Consider the following 11,989-nt stretch of genomic DNA (forward strand, 5'->3'; position numbering starts at 1 on the left):
CCACCGTCCCCCCTATAATGCGCTTAGACGATCGATGAGCGGGGAGCGTGGACAGGATGGCAGAGGCGCGTGACACGGGCAGCTTTTTCGGGACGGGACCGATCGGCCGGATCCTGTGGAAGACCGCTCCGCCGGTGATGCTGGCCCAGCTGATCCAGGCTCTGTACAATATCGTGGACAGCTTTTTCGTGGGGCAGTATTCCTCCAGCGGTCTGGCCGCCCTGTCGATCGTCTTCCCGATCCAGTTCGTGATCACCGCTCTGGCAGTGGGCACCGGCGTAGGCGTCAACACCTTCATGGCCCGGGAATACGCTCTGGAGCGTCCGGACAAGGCCGACAAGGCCGGCGGCGCCGGTATGGTGCTGGCCCTGCTGACCTGGGCAGTCTTCGCTTTGCTGTCCCTTTGGGCCCTGCGGCCCTATGTGGCCATCTCCACCCACTCGCCGGAGACTCTGCGGGATGGCACGATCTATGGCGCCATCGTCTGCGTGGGCAGCGTCGGCGCCTTCCTGGAGGGGTGCTGGAGCAAGGTCCATCAGGCTCAGGGCAATATGCGCCTCCCCATGGCCGCGCAGGTGGCGGGCGCTGTGGCCAACATCGTGCTGGACCCCCTGCTGATCTTCGGTCTGGGCCCCTTCCCATCTCTGGGCGTGGCCGGGGCCGCTCTGGCCACGGTGGCGGGGCAGTGGCTGTCCGCGCTGATCGTGGGCCCCGCCGGCTGGCGGCATCCCCCAGCCTTTCGAGAACTCCGCTATTATGCGGGACGGATCTACTTCTACGGCTATTCCGCCATCCTGATGCAGATGCTGTGTACCGTCTATATCATCGTGCTCAACATCATCCTGGGCACGTTCTCCGACGCGGCGGTGACGGTGCTGGGGCTGTACTACAAGATGCAGAGCTTCTTCTTCATCCCTCTGCTGGGCCTCGAGACCTGTATCGTCCCGGTGATCAGCTATAACTATGCCCGTCAGAGCTATGACCGGTGCCGGGCGGTCATGCGGGCCTGTATCGGGATCTCGCTGGCCTTCATGGCCCTTGGCATCGTGTGCTTCCTCTTTTTCCCGGACCCGATCATCGGGCTCTTCTCTCAAGAGGCGGAGGTCCATGCCATCGGCGATGTGGCCTTCCCGATCATCGGCACCAGCTTCCTCTCAGCGGTGTTCTCGCTGATGCTCCCTGTGTTCTTCCAGTCCATCGGTGACGGCCGGACCAGTCTGCTCCTGTCCACGACCCGGCAGATCTTCTGCCTGATGCCCTCCTTCTGGCTGTTCTCCCGGCTGGGGCTGGACCTCGCCTGGTGCGCCTTCCCCTTCTCCGAGACCGTAGCTGGAGGCATCGGCCTGGTCCTCTACCTGCGGGTCATGCGGCGGTGGAAGGGGATGGAGCAGGGGAAGCTTGGATGAGCGTTTGGAAGGGAAAATAGGATATGTGGGCCGTATGCGTCGAACGTTCGACCGTACTGCCCATATATTATTATTTTGCGAATATTTCTTCTTTGTTGAATATATAGTACTACGTTCTACTAAGCCTGTGCCGCAAATGCATCCAGCAAGGCCGAGCAGAAATGATCATGCTGCCGGATCATTTCTTCGAATATCCTATATCGTTTCGTTTTCTTTCTCATTTTTCCCCAATGAGTATGAGATCGGTGAGAACAGTTTCGAAATGTACTTCGACTGATCGATGAGCCAAAAATAACAGCAGCATCCAGCACCGCCGCGGAGCATATGCTCTGCGGCAGTGCTTTTTTGTCATATGTCGTACATCACAGCACTTTGTCTTACTTTTCTCTTGACTATGGCGCTTTCATTTGTTAAAATATACGAAACAAAGCAGTCATCTAATGATATGATGACCGAATCAGGAGGATATGGAAATGAAAAAGCTGCTCCCCATGATCCTTGCCGGCACGATGGTGTTCGGCCTTGCCGCCTGCGGCGGCTCCGGCTCCGCTTCCGGCGGGGATGAGCCTGCCGGACAGCCCAGCAGCTCCGGTGCCGAGGACCTTTCCAGCTGGAAGATCGGCGTCATGCTCTCCGGCTCTCCCACCGACGGCGGTTATTGCCAGCAGGGTGCCGACGGCATCCGCGCCATCGAAGAGAAGTACGGCTGTCAGATCTCGATCATCGACTCTGTCACCACCGCTGATGACGCCCGTGCCGAGGCCGAGAACATGGCAGATGACGGCTATAAGGTCATCTTCGGCCAGGGCGGCCAGTTCGCCGAGTACTTCTCTCAGGTGGCTCCGGACTATCCCGACACCTGGTTCATCACCAACGGCGGCGCGGTCACCGGTGACAACCAGTTTCCCATGTGCATGAGCACGGAGGAGGGCGGTTATGTCTGCGGTGTCCTGGCCGGTCTGTTGACCGAGACCCATACCATGGGCACCATCGTCAGCGGTGACTATCCCTCCTTCACCAAGCCTGGCGTCGGCTTCGCTCTGGGCGCCAAGAGCGTGGACGAGAGCAACGTCGTAAAGTTCTCCGTCCTCAGCGCCGCCAACTCCAATGAGGCCTACGAGACCATCCAGAGCCAGATCCAGTCCGGCGCTGATGTGATCTTCCCCAATGCCGACGAGGGCAACTCCGGCGCCATCAAGGCCGTCAGCGAGAATCCCAGCGTCCATGCGTTCGGCGTGTTCGGCGACTACATCTCCGGCGCTCCCGAGCAGGTGGCCGGCAACATGATGGTGGACGCTCCGGGCGCCTATGTGGCCGCTTTCGAGTCCATCGTCAACGGCGAGGCCAAGGGCGAGATCCAGTATCTCGGCATGAAGGAAGGCATCATCTCCTTCCAGTGGAACGACCAGGTCAAGGACACCCTGCCCGAGGACGTGGTCGCTCAGGTGGAGCAGACCATCGAGGATATCAAGGCCGGCAATATCGACATCCCTAACGAGTACGACATCGGCAAGACCGGCATCACTCAGTACTTCAACTGATCCCGAACGCTCCCATCGGAGGGCATCCGACCTTTCGGATGCCCTCCTTTTCCGTCATTCCAAAATCGGAAACGAAAAGTTCAGGAAACCGCTTGACAGGCCTCCATATGGGGTGTAGAATACCCTTCAAGAACCGATCGCCGCGGTCCTCAGGTCTGCGGCAATGATAGAGGCGCGGGAGCGCATGAGTATCCGGCAGTATGGGGCAGAGCGGCCCGTCGGAGAAAGGGCATCCCGCCGAAGGGCCGGACTTTCGCCTGAGGGACCGGTGCCTGGGGCGTGGGAGAACATCTCACGGACTGCCACATCGTCTGTGTGGAGCGCTATCATCGAGACATGAGAGCATGGGCCGTATAGGTCCACTGTGATGCACTTTGTCGCCATGAACCGCTTCCACCAGGAAGGTTCATGGCGTTTCTCTTTTTCCGGGAGGAGCGCGATAAAACTGACTGGAGGAAACAACAATGAACAAGACTCTCTCTGCTCTGGGCCTCACCGCCGCCATGGCCCTGTCCCTCACCGCCTGCGGCGGCTCCGCCGCCCAGCCCTCTGCCAGCGCGCCCGCGGACACCTCCGCCCCCGCTGCGACCAACTCCGGCGCCGTCTCCGGCGGCGCGGGGGAGGACGGCGTCTTCACCGTCGGCATGGAGTGCGCCTACGCCCCCTATAACTGGCTCCAGATGGACGACTCCAACGGTGCCGTTCCTCTGGCGGACGGCTCCGGCTACGCCAATGGCTATGACGTGATGATCGCCAAGAAGATCGCCGAGGCCAATGGCTGGGAGCTGCAGATCGTCTCCAGCGCCTGGGACTCCCTGACCCCCGCCGTCCAAGCCGGCACCATGGACGCCAACATCGCCGGCCAGTCCATGACCGCCGAGCGTATGCAAGAAGTGGATATGGCCGGCCCTTACTACTACGCCACCATCGTCTGCGTCACCACCAAGGAGAGTCCGTACGCCACCGCCTCCTCCATCCAGGATCTGGCCGGCGGCAAGTGTACCGCGCAGTCCGGTACCATCTGGTATGACTCCTGCCTGCCCCAGATCCCCGACGCCGATGTCCTGGCCCCCGCCGACACCGCCCCTGCCATGCTCATGCAGCTGGAGACTGGCACCGTGGACTATGTCTGCACCGATATGCCCACCGCCATGGGCGCCGTGGCCAAGAACGACGACCTGGTGATCCTGAACTTCTCCGGCACTGACGGCGACTTCCAGTTCGCTTCCGAGGAGGAGCGGGCCGAGAACGTGAACATCGGCATCGCCGTGAAGAAGGGCAACACCGAGCTGAAGGACGCCATCGACTCCGTCCTCTCCACTATGAGCGAGGATGACTTCAACGCCCTCATGGACGAGGCCATCCAGATCCAGCCCGAGGTGTAAGATCCCATCGTCCCATGACTCCCCCCGTCCCTGCGTCGGGGGGAGTTTCCGCATATCCGTCCCAACTCTATCCTACATGAAAAGGAGCGTGCCCCATGGATAAGCTGGCCAAGCTGTGTCAGGATGTCGTCCTGCTCTGGTCCAAGTACCATCCCATGTATCTCAACGGCATCAAGAACACTCTGATCCTGGCGCTGGTGGCTACCGTCATCGGCTGTGTCATCGGCCTGATCTGCGGCATCCTGAACACCATCCCCTACTCCAAGCAGGACCCACTGCCCAAGCGCTTCGTGCTGAAGCTGATCCGGGTGCTGGTCCGGATCTATGTGGAGGTCTTCCGCGGCACCCCCATGGTGCTCCAGGCGGTGTTCATCGTCTACGGACTGCCCTACTTCACTGACAACGCCCTGCGGTTCGACAACATCTGGGCCGCCGCGATCCTGATCGTGTCGATCAACACCGGCGCGTATATGGCGGAATCCGTCCGGGGCGGCATCATCTCCATCGACCCCGGTCAGACCGAGGGCGCCAAGGCCATCGGCATGACCCATGTACAGACCATGACCAACGTGATCCTGCCCCAGGCCATCCGCAATATCATCCCCCAGATCGGCAACAACTTCATCATCAACGTGAAGGACACCTCGGTCATGTTCATCGTCAGCTTCACCGAATTCTTCGCCGCCCACCGGTACATCGTGGGCGTGAACAATATGTACTTCCCCTCCGCCGCCATCGAGATGATCGGCTATCTGTGCATGACGCTGGTGGCCTCCTTCCTCCTGCGCCTACTGGAGAAGTACATGGACGGCGACGACAGCTACGAGCTGGCCCAGGAGGATCAGCTGGTGATGGCCGCCGGCACTTACAGCCACCCCGGCCACGGCACCCCCTTCGACGAGCAGAGCAAGGAGTACCGGGACCAGGCGCGGGAGTCCCTGAAGAATCGAAACGGCAGTACGAGAGGAGAGCGTTGACATGGCAGATACGATCCTGGAGGTCCGGCACCTCTCCAAATCCTTCGGCGACCATCAGGTCCTGCGGGACATCGACTTCACCGTCCGTCCCGGCGATGTGACCAGCATCATCGGCGCCTCCGGCTCCGGCAAATCCACCCTCCTGCGGTGCATCAACCTGCTGGAGACTCCCAGCGCCGGCGAGATCGTGTTCCACGGACAGGACATCGGCGGCGTGAAGGCCGCCGCCTACCGGACCAAGGTGGGCATGGTGTTCCAGTCCTTCAACCTGTTCAACAACATGACCGTGCTCCAGAACTGTGTGGTGGGCCAGACCAAGGTCCTCAAGCGCTCCAAGGCCGAGGCCCACGAGAACGCCATGAAGTACCTGAAGAAGGTGGGCATGGACCCCTACATCAACGCCCGGCCCCGGCAGCTCTCCGGCGGTCAGAAACAGCGGGTGGCCATCGCCCGGGCGCTGGCCATGCAGCCGGAGGTCCTGCTCTTCGACGAGCCCACCTCCGCCCTGGACCCGGAGATGGTGGGCGAGGTCCTGGCCGTCATGCGGGATCTGGCCGCCGAGGGCATGACCATGCTGGTGGTGACCCATGAGATGGCCTTCGCCCGGGACGTGAGCAACCATGTGGTGTTCATGGCCGACGGCGTGATCTGCGAGGAGGGCGAGCCCAAGGCGCTCTTCGAGCGCCCCCAGCAGGAGCGCACCCGGGAGTTCCTCTCCCGGTTCATGGGGAACTGAGACGATATGTGGACGACGAAGCCCGCCGCAGGGATCGGATATCCCGCGGCGGGCCTCTTCATGGCTCATCCAGCGCAGCATCGATGCAGCGAACGCCCGGACCGACTGGTCCGGGCGTTCCGTTCCTCTTTTTCCGCTCTCGTTCGGTGGATCACTCCGCCAGGACGTGGTCCCAGACCTAATCCAGGATCTCCTCGGTGTCGCGGGCATCGGTGATGATGCCGAACTGCTTGTAGTCATCGATGATGCTGCGCAGGGTGTTCTCGGTGTTCTCATCGCTGATGCCGAAGTTATAGGTCTTGAAGATCTCCAGCACCTTGTCGAAATCGCCGGAGGCCCACTCGTTGTCCAGCAGGACCTGGACGGCCCTCCAGCATCCACTCGCTGGCCTTCTCGAAGGCGATGACCAGCTTCTTCACAGTGATGGGGTTCTTCTTCAGGAAATCGTTGGTCACAGCGTGGACGCAGCAGGCCTCCTGCCGGAAGTCCTCGTCGAAGGTGAGGGAGCGGATGGGCTTCAGGGTGCCCTCGTCCAGGAAGGGCTTGGCGAACTGGTCGGACAGGACCGCGGCCTGGATCTCGCCGTTCTGCATGGCCAGGACGCAGGCACTGCTCTCCACCACCTTGTACTTCACGGCGTTGGGGTCGATGTCATCGTGGTTCAGGAACCGGAACGCGATGTTCTGGTCGGAGGCGCCGATGCCGTCGGGCAGGCCGATGGTCTGGCCCACCAGGTCGGAGGTGGCGCTGATATCGCTGTCCGTCAGCGCGTACAGCGTCTTACAGCCGGTGTGGATGCCGGTGACGAAGGTCATCTCCACGCCGTTGACCGTCGGGACCAGCAGGGTGGCGATGTGGTCGCCGGCCACGTCCACCGCCTTGGTGCCCAGGGCGTCGGTCTGGTTGGTCATCTTGGTGATCTCGGTCTGGAGGCCCTCCGCCTCATAGAAGCCCTTTATCTGGGCGATGCCGAAGGCGCCCAGGCACAGGCCGCCATTGTAGCCGATGCGGATGGTCTGCCCGTAGGCGGGCTCGTTCTTCCAGGCCTCTTCCTCCTCCGGCGTGATCTCGGGGATGTTCTCGATCGGAGTATAGTAGCTGGAGGCCTCGGCCAGCATCTCGTCGGCCTTCTTCTGGGCCTCAGGGTCCACGGTGGCGGAGGGCATGGGGGCGGAGCTGGGCTGGACGGCGGCCGGCGCGCCGCAGGCGGCCAGGCCGGTGAGCATGGCGGCACAGAGCGCGCCGCAGAGCAGTTTCTTCATGTTCTTCGTTACCTCCTGATGTCGATAGCCCTCTTCTTCTCGGTTCGTGTCCGGTCTATCTGTACCCGCCGGAGCGGGGGCAGATCAGCATTCGTCGTCCGACCGTCCCAGATCCAGCAGTTCCATCACATGGGCCCGGTAGTCCAGGAAGCGGCGGCTGGTGCGGCTGCGGGGGTATTCCATGTCCACCTTCAGGTCGGCCCGCACCCGCCCGGGGCGGGGGGCCATGACCAGCACGCGGGTGCCCATATAAAGGGCCTCGTCCACATCGTGGGTGACCATCATCATGATGTGTCTGTTTTGCCCCCAGAGCTTCAGGAGCTCGTCCTGCATATTCATGCGGGTGAAAGCGTCCAGCGCGCCCAGAGGCTCATCCAGCAGGAACACCCGGGGTTCGTTGATCATGGTCCGGATCAGGGCCACCCGCTGGGCCATGCCGCCGGAGAGCTGATAGGGATACGCCGTGCGGAACTCGCGGAGCCCCGCCATGTCGATCAGCCGGGCCACATCGCCCTCCCGGCCCCGGAGCTTCTTCTGCATCCGCAGGCTGAAGGCCACGTTCTGCTCCACCGTCAGCCAGGGGAAGAGGGTGGGCTTCTGGAACACCATGCCCCGGTCCGGGTCGGTGCCGCGGATGGTCGCTCCGTTCAGAGACAGGGTCCCGGTGGTGGGGACGATCAGTCCGGCCACCAGCCGGAGGATCGTAGACTTACCGCACCCGGAGGGGCCCACGATGCTGATGTACTCGCCGTCGTTGACCTCCAGGTCGATGTTGGACAGGGCATGGGTGAGGCCGCTGTGGTCGGCGGCCAGGAAGCTCTTGGAGACGCCCTCCAGCTTGAGACAGACCTTTCCGCTCATGCGTCCACCTCCGTTTCCTTCCACCGGAGGACGTGCCGCCGGATCGTGTCCATGAGGAAGTTGATGCCTATGAAGATGACGCACAGCAGGATGATGGCGGCGTACATCTTGGCGTACTGGGCCCAACTCCGCTGCCAGGTGATGTACCAGCCCAGACCGGCGTCAGAGCCGATCATCTCCGCCGTGATCAGCGCCATGCAGGCGGTGCTCATGCCCTGGGTCATGCCCTGGAAGATGTTGGGCACCGCAGAGGGGATCGCGATGTGGAAGATCAGCTGGCGCTCACTGGCGCCCAGCGTACGGGCGGCCTCGAAATCAGCCTTGTCGATGCCCTGGATGCCGGTGATGCAGGCGATGGTCACGGAGAACCACACGCCCAGCGCGATCACGAACACGGAGGCATGGAACAGGCTCTTCATGAGGATCATGCTGATGGGGATCCAGGTGACAGAGGGGATCGCGCCCAACAGCTTCAGGAAGGGGGCGATCCAGTAGTCCACATGTCTGCTGTATCCGCAGGCGATGCCGGTGACGAGGCCCAGGCCCACGCCCCACAGATAGCCCGTCATCAGCAGGATCATCGAGCTTTTCGTGCTCACCGCCAGATAGCCCGCGTCGCTGAGGAAGGCGTTGAGGATCAGATTGGGGTAGGCGAAATAGGGGCTGAGCAGGGTGTTCGTCTTGAGCGTCAGGATATCATAGACCATCAGCAGGACGAACAGGAACGCGTAGAAGGGGGCGTGGGATCGAAGCTTGTCCCGCGCCTCCCGCCGGGAGAGGGAGACGATCAGCCCGATCCCATACAGGGCCAGCAGGACGCCTAAAAAGACCGGCCAGCACAGCGTGGCGGTGAAGCTCTTGTAGTTGGGGAGATACCAGTACTCCGCCAGGGCGGCTCCGCCGGTGACGAGGGGGAGCACCAGGATCAGCCGGCCCAGCAGGATCTGCCGGCGGGTCTTGGGGGCGCTCTCCAGCTCCAGGAGCTGCTGGCGGGTCATCCCATCCTGTCCGGAGGGGACGGGGGCCGCGTTCTTCATCATGTTCCACGTTCCTTCCTATGGCGTATCGCATATCGTTGTTCGATGTCATAGTCATCTTATGACTTTTTGGCCATATCATCATACACTACCGAATAAAATAATTCAAATTCCTATTTTCTATATTTGCATCTTTGATATATCACCAGAGGCCAGCCTTGTCCTCAGGGGGAAAATATGCTATCATCATCTTCAGGCCACCCCGCATAGGCAGAAAAACGCCCGGACCGATCGGTCCGGGCGTTCCATCGTCCTCATATCGATATGTCAGCGCTGGTCCAGCGGCACGAACGTGCGCTTGGGGGCCACGGCCTTGTAGGCCGGGCGGATGATCCGGTTGGCGGTGCCGCTGACCTCCTCCAGCCGGTGGGCACACCAGCCCACCATACGGGCCATGGCGAAGAGGGGGGTGTACAGCTCCTCGGGGATGCCCATCATCTTGTAGACGAAGCCGGAGTACAGGTCCACGTTGGCGCAGACCACCTTTTTCTCATGCTTCACGTCCACCAGAGCGGAGGGTGTCAGGCGCTCCACCGATTCGAAGAGCTGGAACTCGTCCAGCATGCCTTTGGTCTCCGCCAGCTTCCGGGCGAACCGCTTCAGCAGGACCGCGCGGGGGTCGGACAGGGTGTAGATCGCGTGGCCCATGCCGTAGATCAGACCGGAGCGGTCGCCCGCCTCCTTCTTGAGGATCTTGCCCAGGAAGCTCTTGACCTCGTCGTCGTCCTTCCAGTCCTTGACGCCGTCCTCGATGTAGCCGAACATCTGCATGACCTTCTTGTTGGCGCCGCCGTGGCGGGGGCCCTTCAGAGAACCCACGGCCGCCGCGATAGCGGAGTAGATGTCGGTGCCGGAGGAGGACAGCACGCGGCAGGCGAAGGCGGAGTTGTTGCCGCCGCCGTGCTCCGCGTGGAGGACCATGCACAGATCCAGGAGCTTGGCCTCCTGATCGGTGTACTTATTGTCGTGGCGCACCGAATAGAGGAAGTTCTCTGCCAGGCTCAGGCCGGGCTGAGGCCGGTGGATATACAGGCTCTCGTTGTCATAGTAGTGCCGCTTCACGGCAAAGGCGTGGGCCACGATCACAGGCACCTGGGCGATGAGCTGGACCGCCTGCCGGAGCTGGTTGCCCAATGCCAAGTTATCGGGGTCCGAATCGTAGGAGTACAGGGCCAGCACGGAGCGGGCCAGCTTGTTCATCACGTCGGGACTGGGGGCCTTGAGGATCATGTCCTCGGTGAACATCCGGGGCAGGTCCTGATGGGTGGAGATGGCCTGATGGAACTCCTCCAGCCGGGCCCGGTCGGGCAGGGCGCCGAACAGCAGGAGATAGGCGGTCTCCTCGAAACCGAAGCGGTCCTCCCGGGTGAAGCCGTCGATCAGCTCCTCCACATTGATGCCGCGGTAGATCAGCTCGCCCTCGGCGGGGAAGCGCTCGCCGTCCCGCACATAGTAGCCCAGCACGTTGCCGATCTGGGTCACGCCGGCCAGCACGCCGGTGCCGTCGGCATTGCGGAGGCCGCGCTTCACGCCCCAGCGCTCGTAATACTCGGGGTCGATGTAGTTATGGGCGCGGTACTCTTCACATAGACTCTCGATAAGGGCAGAGCTCTGTCCCTTCTTCTCGTCCATCTTCGACCACTCCTTTTCCCGTGGATATCGTATAACGGATATTTTACCACACTAAAGCGAGACGGTCAAAGACTTTTTTCCTGCATATCCGGCGGCGGGATGCCCGTATCCCGCCGCGGAACATCCGTTTGGAGGTCCTACTGATGAAACGTACGGCGGCCACGGCCCTGATCCTGCTCCTTCTCTTTTTTCTGATCCCCTTCCTGTTCCTGCGTGGGGACCCGCTCGTCTCCCTGAGCGGCGGAGCGTCCCCCACGGCCACGCCGGAGCCCACCCCGGTGCCCTCCGGCCCGCTGGACTCGGAGCGCCAGATCCGGGTCCGGATGGAGGACGGCACGGTGGAGACCATGTCCATGGGGGACTATCTCTGGGGCGTCGTGGCGGCGGAGATGCCCGCCTCCTTCCAGCCGGAGGCTCTGAAGGCCCAGGCCGTGGCCGCCCGGACCTATGCTCTGCGGAAGATGTCCCACACCACCCAGGCCCATCCGGAGGCCGACGTCTGCACCGACCACACCTGCTGTCAGGCGTACATCGCCCCGGAACAGGCCGCCGCCAACTGGGGCGGCGACGCCGCGGGCTATACCAATAAGATCGAAGCGGCGGTGGCTCAGACCGACGGCATGGCCGCCCTCTATGACGGCCAGCTGATCGACGCGGTGTTCTTCTCCTCCGCCGCCGGGAAAACGGTGGACGCGGTGGAAGTCTGGGGCAGCTCCGTGCCCTATCTCACCGGCGTGGACTCCCCGGAGGGAGATGAAGTCCCCAACTATCGGTCCACGGTGGAGCTCTCCGCCGACGACTTCAGAGCCAAATTCTTGGAGGCATATCCCCAGGCGGACCTGACCGGAGCTCCCTCCGGGTGGTTCAGCGCGCCTCAGCGGAGCAGCTCCGGCACGGTATCCTCCATGACCGTGGGCGGCGTGACCGTCCGGGGCACCGAACTGCGGAGCCTGTTCGGCCTGCGCTCCGCCAGCTTCACGGTGTCCGTGGAAGGAGAGCGCATCGTTTTCTCCGTCACCGGCTACGGCCACGGGGTGGGCATGAGCCAATACGGCGCCAACGCTCTGGCCAGAGATGGCCGGACCTATGACGAGATTCTGAAGTGGTACTACACCGGCATCCAGGTAGAGCCGTATCCCGGATGATCCCCGG

Annotated in this window: 11 protein-coding genes and 1 riboswitch; of the genes, 6 read left to right on the plus strand and 5 right to left on the minus strand. The window is 62.3% G+C overall.

The window, feature by feature from the left end:
• Window positions 1-56: 56 nt before the first annotated feature.
• The 5 genes from KQI12_RS06260 to KQI12_RS06280 all read left to right on the plus strand — a co-directional run bounded on the left by KQI12_RS06260 (window position 57) and on the right by KQI12_RS06280 (window position 6,045).
• Complete coding sequence (locus KQI12_RS06260) at window positions 57-1,406, plus strand: MATE family efflux transporter (protein ID WP_216571725.1); 1,350 nt, start codon at window positions 57-59, stop codon at window positions 1,404-1,406.
• 473 nt (window positions 1,407-1,879) lie between these two features.
• On the plus strand, window positions 1,880-2,947 hold the full coding sequence (locus KQI12_RS06265; RefSeq protein WP_216571727.1) for a BMP family protein: 1,068 nt from the start codon (window positions 1,880-1,882) through the stop codon (window positions 2,945-2,947).
• 159 nt (window positions 2,948-3,106) lie between these two features.
• A riboswitch (Lysine riboswitch) is annotated at window positions 3,107-3,281 on the plus strand.
• A 130-nt stretch (window positions 3,282-3,411) separates the two neighbouring features.
• Window positions 3,412-4,332 carry a transporter substrate-binding domain-containing protein gene (locus tag KQI12_RS06270; RefSeq protein WP_216571729.1) on the plus strand — a complete coding sequence of 307 codons (921 nt, stop codon included), beginning with the start codon at window positions 3,412-3,414 and terminating at the stop codon, window positions 4,330-4,332.
• 95 nt (window positions 4,333-4,427) lie between these two features.
• Window positions 4,428-5,309: an amino acid ABC transporter permease gene (locus tag KQI12_RS06275; RefSeq protein ID WP_216571731.1), complete on the plus strand. Its 882-nt coding sequence runs from the start codon at window positions 4,428-4,430 to the stop codon at window positions 5,307-5,309.
• A 1-nt stretch (window position 5,310) separates the two neighbouring features.
• Entirely contained in the window at window positions 5,311-6,045 is a 735-nt protein-coding gene (locus tag KQI12_RS06280) for an amino acid ABC transporter ATP-binding protein (RefSeq protein WP_253290871.1), read from the plus strand.
• A gap of 178 nt (window positions 6,046-6,223) precedes the next feature.
• On the opposite strand, the gene KQI12_RS06285 is transcribed toward KQI12_RS06280, so the two are convergent.
• The 5 genes from KQI12_RS06285 to KQI12_RS06305 form a co-directional block, all read right to left on the minus strand.
• Entirely contained in the window at window positions 6,224-6,361 is a 138-nt protein-coding gene (locus KQI12_RS06285) for a hypothetical protein (RefSeq protein WP_216571733.1), read from the minus strand.
• Window positions 6,336-7,307 (minus strand): ABC transporter substrate-binding protein, encoded by a 972-nt coding sequence (locus tag KQI12_RS06290; RefSeq protein ID WP_216571735.1) that lies wholly within the window; start codon window positions 7,305-7,307, stop codon window positions 6,336-6,338. The genes KQI12_RS06285 and KQI12_RS06290 overlap by 26 nt, the downstream gene beginning before the upstream one ends.
• Before the next feature lie 84 nt (window positions 7,308-7,391).
• Window positions 7,392-8,168 carry an ABC transporter ATP-binding protein gene (locus KQI12_RS06295; RefSeq protein WP_216571737.1) on the minus strand — a complete coding sequence of 259 codons (777 nt, stop codon included), beginning with the start codon at window positions 8,166-8,168 and terminating at the stop codon, window positions 7,392-7,394.
• Entirely contained in the window at window positions 8,165-9,208 is a 1,044-nt protein-coding gene (locus tag KQI12_RS06300; protein WP_253290872.1) for an ABC transporter permease, read from the minus strand. The genes KQI12_RS06295 and KQI12_RS06300 overlap by 4 nt, the downstream gene beginning before the upstream one ends.
• A gap of 264 nt (window positions 9,209-9,472) precedes the next feature.
• Window positions 9,473-10,837 carry a citrate/2-methylcitrate synthase gene (locus KQI12_RS06305; RefSeq protein ID WP_216571740.1) on the minus strand — a complete coding sequence of 455 codons (1,365 nt, stop codon included), beginning with the start codon at window positions 10,835-10,837 and terminating at the stop codon, window positions 9,473-9,475.
• Between the two features lie 143 nt (window positions 10,838-10,980).
• Between KQI12_RS06305 and spoIID the strand changes: the two genes are divergently transcribed.
• Window positions 10,981-11,982, plus strand: coding sequence for a stage II sporulation protein D (gene spoIID / locus KQI12_RS06310; protein WP_216571741.1), 1,002 nt, complete (start codon window positions 10,981-10,983; stop codon window positions 11,980-11,982).
• Window positions 11,983-11,989: the final 7 nt, after the last annotated feature.

Source organism: Pseudoflavonifractor sp. MSJ-37, from assembly GCF_018917965.1.
GTDB lineage: Bacteria > Bacillota > Clostridia > Oscillospirales > Oscillospiraceae > Pseudoflavonifractor_A.